Origin of the sequence: Microbacterium paraoxydans (assembly GCF_020524545.1) — a bacterium.
GTDB classification, from domain to species: domain Bacteria; phylum Actinomycetota; class Actinomycetes; order Actinomycetales; family Microbacteriaceae; genus Microbacterium; species Microbacterium paraoxydans_C.
This window is the reverse complement of the sequence record NZ_JAIVLG010000001.1, coordinates 728,424-747,195: the sequence shown is the minus strand read 5'-3', so window position 1 is coordinate 747,195 and position 18,772 is coordinate 728,424. Positions and strand designations below refer to the sequence as shown.

General features: G+C 68.7%; 18 protein-coding genes and 1 tRNA gene. 12 read left to right on the top strand and 7 right to left on the bottom strand.

Annotated elements, in window-relative coordinates:
- The first annotated feature begins 50 nt into the window (after positions 1-50).
- From LC041_RS03725 to LC041_RS03710, 4 genes are all read left to right on the top strand, one after another.
- A complete protein-coding gene (locus LC041_RS03725) occupies positions 51-827 on the top strand; it encodes an alpha/beta fold hydrolase (protein ID WP_226531602.1) in 777 nt (258 codons plus the stop codon).
- Positions 824-1,984 carry an acyl-CoA dehydrogenase family protein gene (locus tag LC041_RS03720; protein ID WP_226531601.1) on the top strand — a complete coding sequence of 387 codons (1,161 nt, stop codon included), beginning with the start codon at positions 824-826 and terminating at the stop codon, positions 1,982-1,984. The genes LC041_RS03725 and LC041_RS03720 overlap by 4 nt, the downstream gene beginning before the upstream one ends.
- Positions 1,985-2,069: 85 nt before the next feature.
- Positions 2,070-2,537, top strand: coding sequence for an Lrp/AsnC family transcriptional regulator (locus LC041_RS03715; protein ID WP_226531600.1), 468 nt, complete (start codon positions 2,070-2,072; stop codon positions 2,535-2,537).
- A complete protein-coding gene (locus LC041_RS03710; RefSeq protein ID WP_226531599.1) occupies positions 2,534-3,928 on the top strand; it encodes an aspartate aminotransferase family protein in 1,395 nt (464 codons plus the stop codon). Before LC041_RS03715 ends, LC041_RS03710 begins: the two co-directional genes overlap by 4 nt.
- Before the next feature lie 115 nt (positions 3,929-4,043).
- Here the strand turns inward: LC041_RS03710 and LC041_RS03705 are convergent, their stop codons facing one another.
- Positions 4,044-5,588: a PucR family transcriptional regulator gene (locus tag LC041_RS03705; RefSeq protein ID WP_226531598.1), complete on the bottom strand. Its 1,545-nt coding sequence runs from the start codon at positions 5,586-5,588 to the stop codon at positions 4,044-4,046.
- Positions 5,589-5,688: 100 nt separating this feature from the next.
- Between LC041_RS03705 and LC041_RS03700 the strand changes: the two genes are divergently transcribed.
- Both LC041_RS03700 and LC041_RS03695 read left to right on the top strand, forming a co-directional pair.
- Positions 5,689-7,173, top strand: a complete 1,485-nt coding sequence (locus LC041_RS03700; protein ID WP_226531597.1) for a CoA-acylating methylmalonate-semialdehyde dehydrogenase — start codon at positions 5,689-5,691, stop codon at positions 7,171-7,173.
- A 14-nt stretch (positions 7,174-7,187) separates the two neighbouring features.
- Positions 7,188-8,576 (top strand): aspartate aminotransferase family protein, encoded by a 1,389-nt coding sequence (locus LC041_RS03695; protein WP_226531596.1) that lies wholly within the window; start codon positions 7,188-7,190, stop codon positions 8,574-8,576.
- Between the two features lie 85 nt (positions 8,577-8,661).
- Here the strand turns inward: LC041_RS03695 and LC041_RS03690 are convergent.
- The 4 genes from LC041_RS03690 to galU all read right to left on the bottom strand — a co-directional run bounded on the left by LC041_RS03690 (position 8,662) and on the right by galU (position 11,264).
- Positions 8,662-8,734, bottom strand: a tRNA-Ala gene (locus tag LC041_RS03690).
- Between the two features lie 50 nt (positions 8,735-8,784).
- Entirely contained in the window at positions 8,785-9,630 is an 846-nt protein-coding gene (locus LC041_RS03685) for a hypothetical protein (protein WP_226531595.1), read from the bottom strand.
- A gap of 93 nt (positions 9,631-9,723) precedes the next feature.
- Complete coding sequence (locus LC041_RS03680) at positions 9,724-10,335, bottom strand: GNAT family N-acetyltransferase (RefSeq protein ID WP_226531594.1); 612 nt, start codon at positions 10,333-10,335, stop codon at positions 9,724-9,726.
- A gap of 41 nt (positions 10,336-10,376) precedes the next feature.
- Positions 10,377-11,264, bottom strand: a complete 888-nt coding sequence (galU, locus tag LC041_RS03675) for a UTP--glucose-1-phosphate uridylyltransferase GalU (RefSeq protein ID WP_226531593.1) — start codon at positions 11,262-11,264, stop codon at positions 10,377-10,379.
- A 41-nt stretch (positions 11,265-11,305) separates the two neighbouring features.
- On the opposite strand from galU, the gene LC041_RS03670 reads away from it, so the two are divergent.
- From LC041_RS03670 to mscL, 3 genes are read left to right on the top strand one after another with little or no spacing between them, the layout of a single operon-like run.
- Positions 11,306-11,902 carry a 5-formyltetrahydrofolate cyclo-ligase gene (locus LC041_RS03670; protein WP_226531592.1) on the top strand — a complete coding sequence of 199 codons (597 nt, stop codon included), beginning with the start codon at positions 11,306-11,308 and terminating at the stop codon, positions 11,900-11,902.
- A gap of 15 nt (positions 11,903-11,917) precedes the next feature.
- Entirely contained in the window at positions 11,918-12,190 is a 273-nt protein-coding gene (locus LC041_RS03665) for an FmdB family zinc ribbon protein (protein WP_226531591.1), read from the top strand.
- 24 nt (positions 12,191-12,214) lie between these two features.
- Positions 12,215-12,637, top strand: coding sequence for a large conductance mechanosensitive channel protein MscL (gene mscL, locus LC041_RS03660; protein WP_226531590.1), 423 nt, complete (start codon positions 12,215-12,217; stop codon positions 12,635-12,637).
- A 97-nt stretch (positions 12,638-12,734) separates the two neighbouring features.
- Here mscL and LC041_RS03655 read toward each other — a convergent pair whose 3' ends face one another.
- The gene (locus LC041_RS03655) at positions 12,735-12,938 is read right to left on the bottom strand and encodes a hypothetical protein (RefSeq protein ID WP_226531589.1); all 204 of its coding nucleotides are present in this window, start codon (positions 12,936-12,938) and stop codon (positions 12,735-12,737) included.
- Positions 12,931-16,599, bottom strand: a complete 3,669-nt coding sequence (locus tag LC041_RS03650; protein ID WP_226531588.1) for an AAA family ATPase — start codon at positions 16,597-16,599, stop codon at positions 12,931-12,933. Before LC041_RS03650 ends, LC041_RS03655 begins: the two co-directional genes overlap by 8 nt.
- Before the next feature lie 229 nt (positions 16,600-16,828).
- Here LC041_RS03650 and LC041_RS03645 point away from each other — a divergent pair, with 229 nt between their 5' ends.
- From LC041_RS03645 to LC041_RS03635, 3 genes are all read left to right on the top strand, one after another.
- Positions 16,829-17,341: a methylated-DNA--[protein]-cysteine S-methyltransferase gene (locus LC041_RS03645; protein WP_226531587.1), complete on the top strand. Its 513-nt coding sequence runs from the start codon at positions 16,829-16,831 to the stop codon at positions 17,339-17,341.
- Positions 17,342-17,477: 136 nt separating this feature from the next.
- Positions 17,478-18,335, top strand: a complete 858-nt coding sequence (locus tag LC041_RS03640; RefSeq protein WP_226531586.1) for a LuxR C-terminal-related transcriptional regulator — start codon at positions 17,478-17,480, stop codon at positions 18,333-18,335.
- A gap of 75 nt (positions 18,336-18,410) precedes the next feature.
- Positions 18,411-18,755, top strand: a complete 345-nt coding sequence (locus tag LC041_RS03635) for a histone-like nucleoid-structuring protein Lsr2 (protein ID WP_226531585.1) — start codon at positions 18,411-18,413, stop codon at positions 18,753-18,755.
- The last annotated feature ends 17 nt before the right edge of the window (positions 18,756-18,772 follow it).

The window sequence follows — 18,772 nt, the reverse complement described above, 5'->3', positions numbered from 1 at the left end:
CGTCCTCCGGCCCCGCGACCGCGGATCCGAGTCGGTCGTAGGCTGGTGCCATGCCCGCTCCCCTCTCCCTGCCCCGGCTCGCCTGGGGAGACCCGACGGCTTCGCGCCGCGCCCTGCTCGTGCATGGACTGGGGTCGTCCGGCGCTCTCATGTGGCGCCTCGGCGACGCTCTCGCGGAGGCCGGTTGGCACGCGACGGCGGTGGACCTCCGCGGACACGGCGATGCCCCGCGGTCCCTCGACTACACGGTGCAGGCGTACGCGTCCGACCTCGTCGCCACGCCCCCTGACGGCGGAGGAGCGTGGGATGCCGTGATCGGGCACTCCCTCGGTGGCGCATCCAGCACGGTCGCCGCTGCCTCGGCACCGGATTGGACGCGGCGTCTGGTGCTGATCGATCCCGCGATCCACGTCGTCGGGCGCGACGCGAGCATCGTGCGAAAGAGCCAGGAGCGCGCGTTCGCCGAGAACCGCATCGACGTGGTGCAGCAGGAGCACCCGCACTGGCACCCGCAGGACCACGAGCTGAAGATCGACGCGGTCCGACGCGCGAGCGCCTGGGCCGTCGAGGAGACCAGTCGGCAGAACCAGCCGTGGGACGTGCGGGACGCGGCCGCGCGGCTCACCGTCCCGACGCACGTGATCGGCGCCGACCCTGCCGTGTACAGCATCTTCACCGGCGATCTCGCCGCCGAGGTGCTGGCCGCCAACCCCCGCATCACCCTCTCGGTCGTGGAGGGTGCGGGCCACTCGCTGCACCGCGACCGGCCGGAGGAATCCATCCGGCAGCTGCTCGAGGCCCTCGCCGGAACGGAGACACGCGCATGAACGACTTCGACCCCAGGGCCTTTCTCCCGGACGACCTCCTCGACCGGATCCGCGAGCGCGCTCCGATCCACGACCGCGAGAACACTTTCCCCCAGCAGGACCTCGACGAGCTGCGCGACGCCGGCTACCTGTCGATCCTGGTGCCGACGGAGCGCGGCGGCGCGGGACTCGGTCTCGCCGAGGCAGCGATCCTGCAGCAGCGACTCGCGGGCGCCGCACCTGCGACGGCGCTCGCGATCAACATGCACCTGGTGTGGACCGGCGTCGCCAAGATCTTCTCCGATCGCGGCGTCCCCGGCCTGGAGTTCGTGCAGGACGGCGCGGTCGCGGGCGAGGTCTTCGCCTTCGGCATCAGCGAGGGCGGCAACGACCTGGTCCTGTTCGGCAGCGACACCGCCGCAGTGCCGGACGGCGACGGGGGCTATGCGTTCACCGGCACCAAGATCTTCACCTCCCTCGCTCCGGTGTGGTCGAAGCTGGGCCTGCACGGTCTCGACACGACCAGTGCTGATGCTCCACAGCTCGTGTTCGCCTTCATCGAGCGCACGGATGCGGTGACGACATCCGACGACTGGGACACGCTCGGCATGCGGGCCACGCAGAGTCGGACCACTCGGCTGGAGGGCGCCGTCGCGGACGCCGATCACGTGGTGCGCCGCATCTCGCCCGGGCCCAGCCCCGACCCCATCGTGTTCGGCATCTTCTCGGTGTTCGAGATCCTGCTGGCATCGGTCTACACCGGCATCGCGCGCCGTGCCCTCGAACTCGCGGTCTCGACCGCGCAGAAGCGTCGGTCCAAGAAGAGCGGAGCGGCGTACAGCCAGGATCCCGACATCCGCTGGCGCATCGCCGACATGGCCATCGCCTACGACGCTCTGCCCCCGCAGATCGCCGCGCTCGCGCGCGACGTCGACGACCGCGTCGATCACGGCGCTCGCTGGTTCCCCCTGCTGTCGGGTGTCAAGCACCGCGCGATCACGATGGCGAAGCAGGTCGTGGACGAGGCGATGCTGGTCGCGGGCGGCGGCTCTTACTTCTCGGCGAACGAACTGTCGCGGCTCTACCGAGACGTGCTGGCCGGCGCGTTCCACCCCTCGGACCCGGAATCCGCCCACTCCACCGCGGCGAGCGCGTTGCTGGGTCCGATCGAGAACTGAGCCGAGACAGCAGATTCCGCCGACTTTCACCCTCAGTACGGCGGAATCGGTTGCTTGAGACACTTCCGAGTGCGAAGATCGCACCATGGGTTCGATGAAGAAGCACCCCACTCTCGATGCGATCTCCAAGACGATCATCGAGCTGCTCCAGGAGGACGGCCGCCGCTCCTACTCCGAGATCGGGCGCGTGGTCGGCTTGAGCGAAGCCGCCGTGCGTCAGCGGGTGCAACGGCTCACCGAGTCCGGCGTGATGCAGATCGTCGCCGTGACCGACCCGATGCAGCTCGGCTTCCCTCGTCAGGCCATGATCGGCATCCGTGTCTCCGGCGACACGCGCCACGTCGCCGAAGCCGTGGCGGCGATCGATGCGGTCGACTACGTGGTCATCACGGTCGGATCCTTCGACGTGCTCGCCGAGGTCGTCTGCGAGGACGACGACGACCTGCTGGCGCTGATCAACGACACCATCCGGCCGATCGACGGCGTCCTCTCCACCGAGACCTTCATCTACGCCAAGCTTCAGAAGCAGCTCTACAACTGGGGGACCAGATGAACACCGTCCGCGCCACGCCCACCGAGTCCGCACTGCAGACGATGGCCAAGGACCATCTCTGGATGCACTTCACGCGACAGTCGACGATGGCCGAGTCCGGAGTCCCGATCATCGTGAAGGGCGACGGCCACCGGATCTGGGATGCGAAAGGCAAGGAGTACTTCGACGGGCTCGCCGGCCTGTTCGTCGTGAATGCCGGGCACGGACGTCGACGGCTGGCCGAGGCCGCTGCCGCGCAGGCATCCGAACTGTCGTTCTTCCCGCTGTGGTCCTATGCCCACCCTGCGGCGATCGAGCTGGCGGACCGTCTCGCCGACGAGGCGCCCGGCGACCTCAACCGCGTCTTCTTCTCGACCGGTGGCGGCGAGGCGGTCGAGACTGCGTTCAAGCTGGCCAAGCACTACTGGAAGCTGCGGGGGAAGCCCACCAAGCACAAGGTCATCTCCCGTGCGGTGGCCTACCACGGCACGCCACAGGGAGCGTTGGCGATCACCGGCATTCCCGCCATGAAGTCGATGTTCGAGCCGGTCACACCGGGCGGCTTCCGCGTCCCCAACACGAACTTCTACCGCGCGGCCGAGATGGGAGGACCCTCCGAGGACCTCGAGGCCTTCGGTCGTTGGGCGGCCGATCGCATCGAGGAGATGATCCTGTTCGAGGGGGCCGACACCGTCGCCGCAGTCTTCCTGGAGCCGGTGCAGAACTCCGGCGGGTGCTTCCCTCCCCCTCCCGGATACTTCGCCCGAGTGCGCGAGATCTGCGACCGCCACGACGTCCTCCTCGTCTCGGACGAGGTGATCTGCGCGTTCGGCCGCCTCGGCCACACATTCGCCTGCACGGGTCTCGGTTATGTGCCCGACATGATCACCTGCGCCAAGGGGATGACGAGCGGGTACTCCCCGATCGGCGCCACGATCATCAGCGACCGCATCTACGAGCCGTTCTCGCACGGTGACGTCTCGTTCCCGCACGGCTATACGTTCGGCGGACACCCGGTCTCGGCTGCGGTCGCGCTGGAGAACCTGGCGATCTTCGACGAGGAGGGACTCAACGCCCACGTGCGGGAGAACTCACCACTCTTCCGCGCGGAACTCGAGAAGCTGCTCGACCTGCCGCTGGTCGGCGACGTCCGCGGGGACGGCTACTTCTTCGGCATCGAGCTCGTCAAGGACAAGAGCTCCAAGGAGACGTTCGACGATGCGGAGTCCGAGCGTCTGCTGCGCGGATTCCTCTCCCCCGCGTTGTTCGAGGCCGGACTGTACTGCCGGGCCGACGACCGCGGCGACCCCGTCATCCAGCTCGCACCTCCGCTCACGGTGGGTCCGGCGGAGTTCCGTGAGATCGAGCAGATCCTCCGCGATGTGCTGACCCGCGCGCAATCGGTGCTGTAGCCGGCGTCCTGTCGCGCCGAGACCCCCTCCGGTCGCCGAGGCCCCCGGTAGCTCACGCGACCTGCCGGGGGCCTCGACGCGGAGAGGGGGTCTCGATGTCAGGGGGACGGCGCGTTCAGCCGTGGACGGCGCTGCGCCGTGCGGCGAGAGCGAGGTGCAGGGCGGCGAGGGTCTCGCCGTCATCGAGATCAGCGCCCGACAACTCAGCGATCAGCGTGAGGCGCTGGTAGAAGACGGACCGGGAGAGGTGGCTCGCCGCCGCAGCTGCTGATCGATTGCCGGGGTGAGCGACGAGCGCGGCCAGGACATCCAGGAGGTCGCCGCGGCGCTCCCTGTCGTGCGCGATGAGCGGAGCGAGCATGCGTTCGCTGTGCTCGTGAAGCCGGTGATCGTCCCGCAACGAGGCGACGAGCCTCTCGAGCGGACGATCTTCGACCCTGCGCACACGAGGACCCGTGCCGGGATGATCACCGCCCGCCGCGAGATCGCGCGCGACACGCAGCGAGGCGAGGAGCCCCAGGACGTCCTCCGCGGACGGACCGACGAACACGGTGCGGTCGGGCCCGACGATGCGCGAGATCATGACGTCTGTGAACGGCACGGATGCCGGCACGGAGAGCAGCGCGACGTCGTGTGAGTCCACACCGGCCGCGACCACTGCGCACCCGGCCTGACGCGCACGATACGCGAGTTCGCTCGCCGACACCGCACCGCGTGCGACGATGCCGTGGCAGTGGTGCCCGTCGAACACGAAACCGCCGGCGGCGAGACGCGCGGCGATGTCGGCGGGGCTCGCGAACCGCGCTCCGAGCAGGTCGTCGATCAGTCCGCTCTGCGCCAGGATCGACCACTCGGCGTCGCCCCCGTCGGCAAGGCATCCGAAGGCCAGCGCCGTCGCCCCTTGCTCGAGCACCGTGAGTCGCCCGGCGGGGTGCGCGGGGCCCGGCAGCGCCGAGAGAGTGCCCCAACGAACCCCCCGCGCCTGCACCGGCACGGGCTCCCCGTCGTCGGCGAGCCGCGTGAGCGCCTCGGCGACCGGCACGCGAAGTGGTTCGACCGCGATCACCTCGTGCGCCAGATTCTGCAGCACCACCGGAGACCCCAGCGCTCGCGCGACCTCCGCGACCACCACGTCGGCAGGGGCGCCCTGGAGACTGAGCGCCGTGAACAGCTCGTGCAGGCGCTGACGCTCGTGGAGTGCATCGGTCTGCGCGGCGATCAGTGCTCGATGCACAGCCTCGGTCACCGTCACGAACTTGACCTCGCTCGTCAGCACGATCAGCGCGAGTCCTGCCTCGGCGCACTCGCCCGCGATGACATCAGGGACCCGGGCATGCGAGACACCGAGTTCCAGGACGATCCCCGCGATACCCGCACGATGCAGCCCCCGTACGAACGCCTTCTGTTCCTCCGCCTCCTCCGGCCAGCCGGCCCCTGTGCTCAGCAGCAGTTCTCCGCCGTCGAGCAAGCGAGCGACTCCGGCGCTGTCGGAGACGTGAGCCCAGCGCACTTCGGCCTCGAGCGCAGCCCCACCCACGACAACCTCGGGTGAGCCGGCCTGCATCACCGGCTCCGCGAGGACTTCGGCGACCGTGAGCAGCGCGGTGGCACGGATCGGACGATCTGTCCGATCCGACGAAAAGTCCTGACGGATTGACATCGCGATTGCCCCCACGACTCTGTGAACATTGAGAAACACCAGCGTAGCGAACCTCGGTCAGAGTGTTCGAGATCACTTCTTCAGCACTCGGAGGAACACCGTGGACATCGTCCGTCACGTCATCAACGGAGTGGAGACCGCCGAAGCGGCTCGCACCGGCCAGGTCTTCGATCCCGCCACCGGCGAGGTCTCCACGCACGTCGCCCTCGCCTCGGCAGCCGAGGTCGAATCCGCGATCGCAGCGGCAGCGGCCGCCCTGCCCGCATGGCGCGAGACGAGCCTGATCAAGCGCGCCGATGTCTTCTTCCGCCTGCGGCAGCTCCTCAAGGAGCGCACCCCCGAGCTCGCTGCGATCGTCACATCCGAGCACGGCAAGGTGCTCGCGGATGCCGCGGGCGAAGTGTCACGCGGCATCGAGAACGTCGAGTTCGCCGCCGGCCTCGTGCACCTGCTCAAGGGCGAGCGCAGCGAGCAGGTCTCCCGCGGCGTCGACGTGCACTCGGTCAAGCAGCCCGTCGGCGTGGTGGCGGCGATCACGCCGTTCAACTTCCCCGTGATGGTGCCGCTGTGGATGGTCGCCTCCGCGATCGCCTGCGGCAACACGGTCGTGCTCAAGCCCAGCGAGAAGGATCCCTCCGCCGCCGTCTGGATCGCGAAGCTGTTCACCGAGGCCGGTCTTCCCGACGGCGTGCTCAACGTCGTCAACGGCGACAAGGAGGCGGTCGACGCACTCCTGGACTCGCCTCGGGTGAACGCCGTCAGCTTCGTGGGGTCGACCCCCATCGCCCGTTCGATCTACCAGCGCGCCTCGGCCGCCGGAAAGCGGGTGCAGGCACTCGGCGGCGCGAAGAACCACATGGTGGTGATGCCGGATGCCGATATCGACGCCGCCGCCGATGCCGCGGTCTCCGCCGCCTACGGGTCCGCCGGTGAGCGCTGCATGGCCGTCTCCGTGCTCGTCGCCGTGGGTGATGTCGCCGACGACCTGGTCTCGGCGATCGCCTCGCGCATCGACGGCCTGAAGATCGGCCCCGGCACCGATACCACGAGCGAGATGGGTCCCCTCATCACGCGCGAACACCGCGACAAGGTCGCCTCCTACGTGACGGGAGCGGGTGCCGAAGGCGCGAAGGTCGTCGTGGACGGCACGCAGAAGGAATTCGACTCCGACGGCTTCTTCCTCGGCGTCAGCCTGATCGACGAGGTCGCCCCCGGCATGAAGGTCTACGACGACGAGATCTTCGGACCGGTGCTGTCCGTGGTGCGCGTGGAGACCTACGCCGAAGCCGTCGAGCTCGTGAACGCGAACGCCTACGGCAACGGGACCGCGATCTTCACCCGCGACGGCGGCACCGCACGCCAGTACGAGTTCGACATCGAGGTCGGCATGGTCGGCGTGAACGTGCCGATCCCGGTGCCGATCGGCGCGTACTCGTTCGGCGGATGGAAGGACTCGCTGTTCGGGGACTCCCACATCTACGGTCCCGAGTCGGTGCACTTCTACACCCGCTCCAAGGTCGTCACGACTCGCTGGCCGGACCACACCCCCTCGCAGATCGACCTCGGTTTCCCGAGCAACCACTGACAGGAGCGTTCACGATGACGAACTTCACGGACCGCCACGGGACCGCCCACCCGCTCCCCGCGCCCGCCGCCGAGGCGCAGGTGCGCGCGGACGACCGCGGCCACGTGTTCCACTCCTGGAGCGCGCAGGCGCTGATCGACCCGCTGCCCGTCGCCACAGGTCAGGGCTCGACGTTCTGGGACTACCAGGGGAACGCCTACCTCGACTTCTCCAGTCAGCTGGTGAACCTGAATCTCGGACACCAGCACCCCGACCTGGTCGCCGCGATCCAGCAGCAGGCGGGGCGCCTCGCGACCATCCAGCCCTCGATGGCGAACGACGTGCGCGGTGAGCTGGCACGCCTGATCGCGGAGGTCGCACCCGACGGCATGGAGAAGGTCTTCTTCACCAACGGCGGCGCCGAGGCCAACGAATACGCGGTGCGCATGGCACGGCAGTTCACCGGCCGACGCAAGGTGCTCTCGATGTATCGCAGCTACCACGGCTCCACGTCGACGGCCATCTCGCTCACGGGGGACCCGCGCCGATGGGCCAACGACACCGTCGACTCGGGCGCGGTGCGCTTCTTCGGCCCGCACCTGTACCGTTCGCCGTTCCACGCCGAGACGCCGGAGCAGGAGTCCGAGCGCGCGCTCGCGCACCTCGAACAGACCATCCAGCTCGAGGGGCCGCAGACGATCGCGGCGATCATCATCGAGACCGTCGTGGGCACGAACGGCGTGCTCGTGCCGCCGCCCGGCTATCTGCAGGGTGTGCGCGAGCTGTGCGACCGCTACGGGATCGTGTACATCGCCGACGAGGTCATGGTCGGATTCGGTCGGCTCGGCGAATGGTTCGGCATCGACGCGTTCGACGGGCGCCCCGACCTCATCACCTTCGCGAAGGGTGTGAACTCCGGCTACGTGCCGCTCGGCGGGGTCGTGATCTCGGATCGGATCGCAAGCGCGTTCGACACGATGCCGTTCGCCGGCGGACTGACCTACTCCGGGCACCCGCTCGCCTGCGCGGCCGGAGTCGCGACGTTCGAGGTGTTCCGCCGCGACGGCATCCTGGAGCGCGTGCGCGACCTGGGCGCGCGCGTGGTCGAACCGACCTTGCGTCGGTGGGAACAGACTCACCCGAGCGTGGGCGAGGTCCGCGGTCGCGGGCTCTTCTGGGCGATCGAGCTCGTGCGCGACCGGGAGACCCGCGAGCCGCTGGTCCCCTTCAACGCGACCGGTGCGGATGCCGCCCCGATGGGTGCCTTCGCCGCAGCGGCCAAGAGGGCCGGTGTCTGGCCGTTCACCCACTTCAACCGGGTGCACGTGGCTCCCCCGCTGGTGATCGATGAACACGAGCTGGTACGCGGTCTGGAGGCGATCGACGGTGCGCTGACCGTCGCCGACGAGGTCGCCACCGGCTGAGCGGGGCCCGCTCAGCGAGGGAGAGCGTCGAAACCAAACGCCCGGCCAGTCATGATCTCTCATGCCTGACCGGGCGTTTTCCCGGTGGACCTAAGGGGATTCGAACCCCTGACCTCCTCGATGCGAACGAGGCGCGCTACCAACTGCGCCATAGGCCCGTGAACACCTCTACGCTATCACGACGAAAGGGCTGCTCGCTTCCGTCCGATCATCCGGCGGCACGGCGGGAGAGGAGTTCGCGCACGTGGGCCTCGATCTCGGCGTCGTCGACGAACCCCATCTTCGCGTAGGGCGACGATGCGGCGGGAAGCGGTGTGGGCGCGGCGGGAGCCATCTGCTCGGCACGTTCGCGGAGCTCTGCCACCCGCGCCGCCTTGCGACGTTCCTCCTGCGCCTCGATCTGATCCTGCGCAGCCTGTGCGCGCGACCCGGCGACGGAGACCAAGGGCTCCGGCAGCGGCCGCGGCGTCCAGGTCGCCCGGCCCTGATCATGCAGTTCGGGAGCGGCCCGCTCGACCACTGGAGCGGGCACGACCTGCGTGGCACGCGCGGCCCGAGCAGCGACGGCGGCCATCCGCTGAAGCGCGGTACCGGCGGGAACGATCAGAGCGCCGCCGAGCCACAGCAGCAGCGAGGAGCCGGCGATGACGAGCTGCCAGATTCCGAGGCCGACGGCAGCGAGGCCGAGCAAGAGCGAGATGGTCGACACCATGCGCACCCGGCGACGCGCCCGTGCACGACGGATCACCGGGTCGGCCCTGGTTGCGGCGAGCTGTTCCCGCAACGACTCGAGCTCTGCGGCTTCACGTTCCGACTGCACGCGCTTGGCGAGCTTCTGCTGCGCCAGGGCGGTGCGCGCGTTCAGCTCGAAACGCACCTCCTGCGGCGTCTCGCTCGTCTCGGCGAGGACCCGCAGCGCCTGGTTGAGGCGGACGGCGTTCCGCTCCGCGGCGTTGTACTGGAACCGACCGCGCCACGATGGGAGCAGATAGAGCATCCACAGGAGCACGGCGACGAGCACGATCACTCCTCCACTCAGCACCGGCCCGTCCATGGTGATAACGCTACGGGCACAGGGGCGGCGCGGCCGTACAGAAGGGCGCGTGTCGCGGCGAGTCCTTTCGGATCCGCTCGGTTCGGGGTCTCTTCAGAACGAGATGCGGTCGGAGGGCGGCACGGTCGAGGCATCCGGCGGCACCTGACCGCTCAGCCAACGCGCCAGCACTCCCTGCGGCACATCCTCCTGCGTCAGCGCGAACGCGTAGTGATCGCGCCAGTCCCCATTGATGTGGATGTACCGGCGACGCAGACCCTCGTAGCGGAATCCGAGCTTCTGCACGACGCGGATGCTCGCAGCGTTCTCGGGCCGGATGCAGATCTCCATCCGGTGCAGGCCGTACTCGGTGAAGCATGCGTCCGTGGCAAGCGCGACGGCGGTGGGGGTGATGCCCCGCCCCGCGAACCGCTCGCTGACCCAGTACCCGATCGTCGCCGAGCACAGGGACCCGCGGGCGACTCCCCAGACGTTGAGCTGCCCTGCCACCTCACCCTCGTACTCCATGACGAAGGGGTAGCCCGAACCGTCACGGTACTGCTGCAGCAGCCGCCGGATGCTGAGCCGCATGTCGAACGACACCGAGCCGTACGGCACCGTCGCCTCCCACGGCTGCAACCAGGAGCGGTTCGCGAGCAGTTCGTGCTGCAGCGGACGGGCATCCTTCGCACGGACGAGCCGCAGTTCGATGGGTCCGTGTCGCATCCCCGCCGCCGTTTCCATGCCGCACCGACCCGCAGCGTCGCCTAGAGGCGTTCTGCGAACTCCTTGAGCCAGGGGCGCAGCTCGGGGCCGAGGTCGTCCCGGTCCGCGGCGAGCTGGACGATCGCCTTGATGTAGTCGACGCGGTCTCCCGTGTCGTAGCGGCGCCCACCGAAGACGACGCCGACGACGCCGGGCCCCTGCGGATCGGTCGCGAGCTCCTGCAGTGCGTCCGTGAGCTGGATCTCGCCGCCCTTGCCCGGCTCGGTGCGCTCGAGGATATCGAAGACCGAGGCCGGCAGCACGTATCGACCGATGATGGCCAGGTTCGACGGAGCGTCCTCCTGCGCAGGCTTCTCGACGAGCCCGGTGACGCGGACGGCGTCAGACCCCTCGATCTCCTCGACCGCGGCCGCACCGTACATGTGGATGCTCGCCGGATCGACTTCCATGAGTGCGATCACCGCGGCGCCGGTGCGCTCGTGCTCGGCGATCATGTCGGTCAGAAGCGGGTCGCGCTCATCCATGAGGTCGTCTCCGAGGAGAACCGCGAAAGAGCTGTCCCCCACGTGGGTCCGCGCCCGCAGGACCGCGTGGCCGAGCCCCTTGGGTTCACCCTGCCGCACGAAATGGATGTCGGCGAGGTCGCTGGACTTCATCACCCGCTCAAGCCGTCCGGTGTCGCCCTTCTCCATGAGCTTCACCTCGAGCTCGGGAACCGAGTCGAAGTGGTTGGAGATCGCGTTCTTGTTGCGGCCGATGATGACGAGGATGTCATCGATCCCCGCGTTGGCCGCCTCTTCGACCACGTACTGAATGGCCGGCTTGTCGACGACCGGAAGCATCTCCTTCGGCATCGCCTTCGTCGCAGGCAGGAATCGTGTCCCCAGTCCTGCTGCGGGAATGACGGCCTTGATCTTCTGTGCACCCATCCCCACAGCCTAGTGGTGAGCATCGCCGTAGACTCGAAGCCATGTCGAACGACGTCGAACACGCCAAACGCGCGCTCCGCGCCGATCTGCGCGAGCGGCGTCAGCTCCTCTCAGACGCGCAGCGCGAAGCCGCCGCCGCAGCGATCGGCGAACGGCTCGACTCACTCATCGATGAACTCGGCGCCCGCTCGATCTCCTGCTTCCTCTCCACCACCACCGAGCCGGGAACCCGCGAATTCGTGACGCGCGCGGTACGCCGAGGCATCCGGGTCCTCCTCCCCGTCACCCGCGCCGACGGGTTGCTCGACTGGGCCGTCGCCACCGAAGACGACGAGATCTCGGAGGGGTTGTACGGGCTTCCGGAGCCCACCGGAGAAGTGCTCGGGCCGATCGCCGTCAACGACGTGGAGCTGATGATCGTCCCCGCCTCCGCCGTCGACCGCAGCGGGATGCGGATGGGGTGGGGGCGCGGGTACTTCGACAAGACGATCGGCTCGATGGAGAAGTGCCCGCCGGTCTATGCCGTCGTCTATGATTCCGAGGTACTCGACGAACTTCCGCGCGAGGTGCACGACCAGCCGGTGAACGGCGTCATCACCCCCTCGCAGACGCTCACCCTGTCGCCTCCGCGACGCTGACCCGCAAGGACGCCCATGCCCACCTACGCCTATGCCTGCACCTCGTGCGGACACCAGTTCGATGCCGTGCAGAGCTTCGCCGAGGATGCGCTCTCGGTGTGCCCGGAGTGCGGCGGGGCCCTGCGCAAGCAGTACGGCTCGATCGGAGTGACCTTCAACGGCTCCGGCTTCTATCGCACGGACTCGCGCGCCAAATCCGGTGGTTCGAAGGACACTTCGGCATCATCGAAGTCGGAATCGACGACGAGCGCCACGCCGGCGGCTGCGTCGACACCAGCCTCGTCCTGAGGCCCTGATCTGTTGGGGGATCCCATGCTCAAAGGTTTCAAAGAATTCATCCTGCGCGGCAACGTCATCGATCTGGCCGTGGCCGTCGTCATCGGCGCGGCCTTCACCGCGATCGTCAACGCGGTGGTGTCCAGCATCATCACGCCGCTCATCTCCCTGTTCTTCAAGGCCGATTCGATGGGCGGCTTCGGCCCTCAGATCACGAACATCTACGGCGACAAGGTCACGTTCCCGATCGGCGACCTGATCGCGGCGATCATAAGCTTCCTGGCCGTGGCGGTCGTCGTCTACTTCGTGTTCGTCCTGCCGATGAACACGTTCAAGGCCCGCGTCGAGGCGCGCAAGGGTACCCCGGCGGAGGAGCCGGAGGAGGAGCCGGCCGCCGCGACCGAAGCCGAATTGCTGGTCGAGATCCGCGACCTGCTCAAGGCTCAGCGCGGGGCCTGATCGCACCCGCGCCTCACCGGAGACGCACGGTCCCTCCTCGGAGGACCGTGCGTTTCTCGTTCGCCGGCCACGTCACCGACAGCCCGCTCCCGGCGCCCTAGTAGTGCGGAGGCACGTCCTGGATGAGCTGGTCGTCGTTCGGGCCCTTCGGTCCCGTCGACCGTGCAGGCGGCGGCGACTCATCCGGTGCGGATTCCGGCGTCGGATAGCTGCCGGGAACCGGCGTCAGACGAGCACGACGGGAACCCGGGACCCGCACCACGCTCTGGCGCGGAGTCGAGCCATCGCTCTCGTCAGTCATTCGGGGTGTCGATGATGTCGATCGGCTGCGTGTCGTTCTCCGCACGCGGGGCGGAGTCGGAGATGCCGAGCACGGCGGCGATGCGCGTCGCCACCGTCGTCGGATCGCTGTACAGATCGAAGGCGTGCACACGAACGTAGTGCCAGCCGAGACGTCGCAGCACGTGCGGGCGCAGGCGCAGCGTCTCCCGCAACGACTCGCCCCGAGATTCCGGGTCGGACTCGATGACCACAGCCTTGCCTGCGTGCTGCGCGACGAGCGGCAGCAGCCCGCGGTAGTCGACGTCGACAGATGCGCCGAGCCGCCGGAGCTCCCTGGCGAGGGCGAGGGTGAGGGGGTCGGCCAGATCCTCCAACCGCGCATCTCGACTGCGCATGGCGAGTCCGCCGAGGATCGACATCAACGTCGCTGCGCCGTGCTCGAGCCGGCCGTCATCGAACGACGACGGGCGGATCGACGAGACCAGGACCATCGACCGGCGAGCCCGGGTCATCCCGACGGTCAGGAGCCGCTCCCCGTCGGGGGTCGAGAGGTCGCCGAAGTCGCTCAGCACCCGACCGTGTTTGGTGAGCCCGAAGCCGAGGGAGAAGATCACGCGGTCACGGCTCTCCGCGACCGATTCCTCGAGGGTCAGCACGGCGAAGGGCTCGACCGTGTCACGTCCGACGAAGTCCGCCACGTCGGACCGGCCGGCGAACGCGGAGGTGACGGCCGCGCGGACCCGCTCTGCGTGGCGTGCGCTGGCCGTGACGACCATGAGCGACTCCGACGGGCGGTGCACGGCATGCTCGACCACGAGCGTGACAACTCGGGCGACCTCGGCATCCGGGCTCTCGACCGCGCCCGAGACCGGATCGGGGGTACCGGTACCGCCCTCGACGTAGTCGACCGTGAGGCTTCCGCGTCCGAGGTACGAGCCGGCCCAGGGCAGCGACACGATCTCGCCGCCGTAGAAGGCGTCGTTGATGAGCTCCGCGAGGTCTTCGCCGCCGGCGCGGTAGCTCCGGGTCAGCGTCATCACGGGCAGCAGCTCGGACAGCCGCTCGAAAGCCGAGACGTCGTCGAACGGGACTTCGGGCTCCCACGACGCCTCAGGATCGACAGCGGTGTGGAACGGCGTCGGGCGCTGTGTGACCGGGTCTCCGAACGCCACGATCTGACGTGCCCGACGGATCGTCGGCGCCGCTTCGGCGAGATTGATCGCCGCGGCGTCGACGAGGAGGACGGTGTCGAACTCCACGGACTCAGGGATCTCCGGTACCTGATACGGCGACGAGATCCAGACGGGCGCGAGGACGTCGACGAGCGCAGGGGCCGCGCTGACGATCTGCGCGGTGGTGGCGGACTGCTGCGTCAGCGCTCGACGGAGATGCTGCGACTGCTGAGGTTCGTCGACGATCGCGATCCGCCACTGGTTCGCGAGCTGCCAGGCGAGCAGCGGACCCGCCATCGCCGCGTGCGCTTCATCGACCAGACGGAAGTCCCGCTCGAGACGATCGACCACGGCGGTGTTCGCACCGAGGAGGGCACGGTTGTCCTGCAGTGCCCGCTCGAGGAGCGATTGCCACCAGGCGAACTCGAGCTCGTCCCCCACTTGGGACTCGGCGACGTGTCGTACCGAGAGTTCCGTGAGCAGCGGCTCGAGCCCAAGCAGCGCCAGACGGTCACGCAGCTGTGCGCGCTCCACGAGATTCTCGAAGACGTCGGACTTCGCGGCAAGACCGGCCAGGGTGCGCACGAGTCGTGCCACGGGCAGCGAGGCCAGAGGTTCGCGGCGGTCGAGCGCGGCGTCGAGCTCCGCCAGCTCGGCCTCCACCCGCTGCCAGGCGACGTACACATCGGCGAGACCGAGCGGGATCTCCGGTGCGGCACCGGCCTCGACGTAGCGCTGCCACTGCGTGCGCTGGGCCTGGATGCGCAGCAGGGCCTCGTGCATCTCGGTGACGTGGACGCCAGGACGCACGTACTCCTTGGCGAGACGACGCAGTCGTCGTCTGTTCGCCCCGGAGAGCCCCGGCGCGTCGCGACGCGAGCCGTGCGCCTGGATGAGTTCGCCGAGCGGGCGCTCGAACACCGTGGGACTGAAGCGATCCAGGGAGTCGCGGATGCCCTGCAGCAAGCGCAGGTACTCGCCGAGTTCGTCGATCGTCGAGAACGGGCGCATGTGCGTCTGCGCGATCAGCTCGTAACCGCGCTCCAGGAGTGCGGGCACACTGCTGGAGTGCAGCCGGCCGGCCAGCTCGTGTGCGGCCCGGGCCGCCTCGGTGCTGGCGAAGGTGACGCCGTACCAGGGAGAGTCGTCCGGACCGAAGCGGAACTCGCCGAGACGCGCGGCCTGCGCGAGCGCCGCGGCGGCTTCGCTGCGGTCCGAGGCGAGACGACGCAGGGCGTCCGATCCGAGACGCGCGGTCGTCGAGGGAGGGATCGGGAGCGAGGCGAGGCGGGTGAGCTGGCGGGTCGCGTCGAGCACCGATGCGTCCATCCCGGCGATCGGCGCGGTGAGCGCCTGCCGATAGTCGCGAAGCACCGTGCGCAGGCGCACCAGGGCGTCGTCGACCTCGCTGACCTTCGGGGCCGTGGCCTTCTCGTTGCGGCCGATCGCTCTGACGAGGTCGCGGCGCACGCTGGCCGGCGAGATCGCGAGGCTGTCGAGTCCGATTCCCGCGAGCCGATGCCGCACTCCGTCCAGCGTCGACCGACGAGCGGAGACCACGAGCACTCGCTTGCCGCCACGTACCAGTTCGCCGAGCGCGTTGATCACGGTCTGCGTTCCGCCGGTTCCGGGAAGCGTCGCGACCGTCAGCGAGTGCCCCGCGGCGATGCGCGCGAGCACGGCTTCCTGTTCGGCGTCGGCGTCGAGGAGCAGGTTGTCGGACGCCGGAGCCCGATCGTCGGGGCCCGTGTGGTGAGGCGTGGCGCGCGGCGCCGTGACGCGCTCCCGGTCGCCGACATGGCCGCCCAGCGCGTTGAGCACCACGTGGTCGAGGCTCCCGCCGTCGCGCGACATCGCGCCGGACACGTCGGCGAACGTCGACACGACGAGCCGCGGCTCGACCGAGAACGTGTCGATGGAGCGCGTCATCGCTCGCAGGCTGTCGATCACCGGCTGCGGCTTGAAGATACCGCCGTCGTAGGCCAGCGCGGCGAGCGCCGCGGCGTCGATCGAGAGCCCGAAGTGCTCGCGAGCGATCCGCACGAGCGCGGGGTTCACCTCGAACGCGCCCTGCAGCTTCAACTCGAAGTCCGAATGATGGCGACGGATCGCCAGCGGGCGCAGCAGCACGGGGGCGGCGAAGCCTGCCCCTCCGATACGCCAGCCCGCGACCCCGACGGCGAGGTGCACGGCCTCGATGCCGCGAACCGTGCGGAGTTCGGTGTTCTTCGCCGTGATGCGCTCCGCCGCGAGCCGCGCTGTGCGCAGACCCACCTCATCGCGGAAGAGATTCGAGAGGAGTGTCGACTTCCCGGTGATGAACTGGGGCAGGCTGCCCGGATGCGCCTTGGAGATGTCGATCCCGGACTCCACGCTGTCGCGGAAGCTGACCAGTGGCGACGGGCCACCCAGATCGGCAGCCTCCGCCCTCAACCGGGTCCGTTCCGCCTCGGCCGCATGTGCGATGTCGATTCCTGTCGCGGTCTCACGCAGATCGTCGATGGACACAGCGGCTTCCGCCGCTGCGTCCTCCGCAGACCTGTCTTCACGTCGCCACACATTCACACCCTAGGCGCGACACGCGGAGACGAAGAGTATCCCAGGCGGGTTTCCGCCGAATCCCCGCCGGAATCGGGCGATCTGCACTCCTCCTGCCCCGCCCTCCGGGCGCCCGCGTTATCCACCTGAGCCAGGAGGAAGATGGTCCGCACCCGCTGTCGCCGGTCAGGATGGTGCCATGACCTTCCGCTACGACTTCGCTCCGACTCCCTTCGGCGACGCCCTCGCGGTGTTCTCGGATGAAGGCGTCGTACGCTTCGACCTCTCCGAGTCCGAAGACCCGCGCGTCCCCTGGCTTCTCGAGGGCGTCTCCCGACAGCTGCACGCCGTCCCGGAGCCCGACCCCGGCGCGGCCGACGAGCTCGCGCACCTCCTCGCCGAGTATTTCGACGGCAAGCCGGTTCGCTTCCACGAGCACCTTCGCCTCGACTGGCGCCTCACCGACGGGTTCTCTCGCACCGCGCTGCAGACCATCAGAGACATCGCGTGGGGAGAGACGATGAGCTATGGCGAGGTGGCCGTCCTGGCGGGACACCCCGGAGCCGCCCGCGCCGTGGGCACCGCCTGCCGACTCACACCGTTCTCCATCATCGTTCCCGTGCACCGCGTGGTGCGCTCGGACGGGACCCCGGGGCACTACGGCGCACATCCCGAGCGAAAGCGGTTCCTGCTCGACCTCGAAGCCGGTTGACCCGGCGTGGCGCGAGACGTGGACCCGGCGAGTAGGCCGCCGGGTCCACGTCTGACGCCAGGAGCGAGAAGGACCCCGGGTGATAAAGTCGACGCTACGAACGGGGAACGCAGTCGTCACCCGGAAGCAGGTAATCGTGAGCGCACCCGTCACCCTCGAATCCGAGACCGAACTCGTCACCAACGCGGTGCGCGAGCTCGCGCGACGAACGCGCTTCCCCGTCGCTTTCGGGGGTCTCATCGAAGAGGGCGTCGTGAGCGTCACCAGCATCGTCGGTGCACGCACCCGCTCACTGGACGGCCTCCGCGTGCGTCCGGAGCGTGGACTCGGCGGCAGAGCGATGATGGAATTGCGCCCGCGGATGACGAGCGACTACGGCTCGTCACAGCAGATCACGCACGACTATGACGTATTCGTCCTCGGCGAGGGACTGCGCACCCTCCTCGCGCTACCGATCATCGTGCAGGGACGACCTCGCGGTGTCCTCTACGCCGGCGGCTGGGACGAAGAGCAGGTCGGCGGAGTGACCACCGCCCCTGCGATGCAGGTGGCGCAGTCGGTCGCCGACGAATTGCGCATCCGTGACGAGGTCCAGCGGCGAATGCACGCGAACGTCGGTGGAAGCGATGCCGTCGCCCCGCGGCAGCGCGAGGAACTGCGGGAGAGCTTCGCAGAGCTGCGCAGCATCGCGGCATCCATCGATGACACCGAACTCCGGGCACGGATCGCGCGAGTCGAGCAGCGGCTCGTCACCCTCGCGGGCGACGAGCCGGCGGCCTCGACCAGCCCGATCTCGACCGTTCACCTCTCCCCGCGGGAGACCGACGTCCTGGCCTGCGCCGCGATGGGGGCCACCAACGCGGAGATCGCGGCCCAGTTGGGTCTGCGCGAAGGCACGGTCAAGGCCTATCTCGGCGCCGCGATGTCGAAACTCGACGCCTCGACGCGGCATGCCGCCGTCACACGTGCCCGACGCGCGGGTCTTCTCCCGTGACAACCTTCCGCAAGCAGATGTGAATTCACAATCGTCCAGTTGCCCGCTTTCCTCGATTGGCATATATTCGCATTCATGGCGAGAAGAATTGTGCATCAGCTGGTAGACGACATCGACGGCAGTGTTCTCGAGGTGGGCGAAGGCGAGACGGTTCATTTCTCGTTGAATGGCGCCTCGTATGAGATCGACCTGAATTCGACCCATGCGGAGGAGTTGCGCAACGCTCTCGAGCCGTACATCTCGGCGGGACGACGCGCCGGTTCTTCCAGCGCCGCCCGCACGTCGGCATCTCGCAAACGCCCTGCCCGCAATCCGGAGGTCGCTGCGATCCGCGCGTGGGCGAAGGAGAACGGCCACACGCTCTCCGAGCGCGGACGCATTCCTGCGCCGATCGTGGACGCATACAACGCCGCGCATTGATCTCGCGCTGAATTACC

Coding starts and splice junctions, on each gene's coding strand:
- LC041_RS03680 (WP_226531594.1), bottom strand. CDS start 10,335: ATGCGACACGGACCCATCGAACTGCGGCTCGTCCGTGCGAAGGATGCC.
- LC041_RS03645 (WP_226531587.1), top strand. CDS start 16,829: ATGACCTTCCGCTACGACTTCGCTCCGACTCCCTTCGGCGACGCCCTC.
- LC041_RS03720 (WP_226531601.1), top strand. CDS start 824: ATGAACGACTTCGACCCCAGGGCCTTTCTCCCGGACGACCTCCTCGAC.
- LC041_RS03710 (WP_226531599.1), top strand. CDS start 2,534: ATGAACACCGTCCGCGCCACGCCCACCGAGTCCGCACTGCAGACGATG.
- LC041_RS03725 (WP_226531602.1), top strand. CDS start 51: ATGCCCGCTCCCCTCTCCCTGCCCCGGCTCGCCTGGGGAGACCCGACG.
- LC041_RS03635 (WP_226531585.1), top strand. CDS start 18,411: ATGGCGAGAAGAATTGTGCATCAGCTGGTAGACGACATCGACGGCAGT.
- LC041_RS03685 (WP_226531595.1), bottom strand. CDS start 9,630: ATGGACGGGCCGGTGCTGAGTGGAGGAGTGATCGTGCTCGTCGCCGTG.
- LC041_RS03695 (WP_226531596.1), top strand. CDS start 7,188: ATGACGAACTTCACGGACCGCCACGGGACCGCCCACCCGCTCCCCGCG.
- galU (WP_226531593.1), bottom strand. CDS start 11,264: ATGGGTGCACAGAAGATCAAGGCCGTCATTCCCGCAGCAGGACTGGGG.
- LC041_RS03665 (WP_226531591.1), top strand. CDS start 11,918: ATGCCCACCTACGCCTATGCCTGCACCTCGTGCGGACACCAGTTCGAT.
- LC041_RS03670 (WP_226531592.1), top strand. CDS start 11,306: ATGTCGAACGACGTCGAACACGCCAAACGCGCGCTCCGCGCCGATCTG.
- LC041_RS03715 (WP_226531600.1), top strand. CDS start 2,070: ATGGGTTCGATGAAGAAGCACCCCACTCTCGATGCGATCTCCAAGACG.
- LC041_RS03705 (WP_226531598.1), bottom strand. CDS start 5,588: ATGTCAATCCGTCAGGACTTTTCGTCGGATCGGACAGATCGTCCGATC.
- LC041_RS03655 (WP_226531589.1), bottom strand. CDS start 12,938: ATGACTGACGAGAGCGATGGCTCGACTCCGCGCCAGAGCGTGGTGCGG.
- mscL (WP_226531590.1), top strand. CDS start 12,215: ATGCTCAAAGGTTTCAAAGAATTCATCCTGCGCGGCAACGTCATCGAT.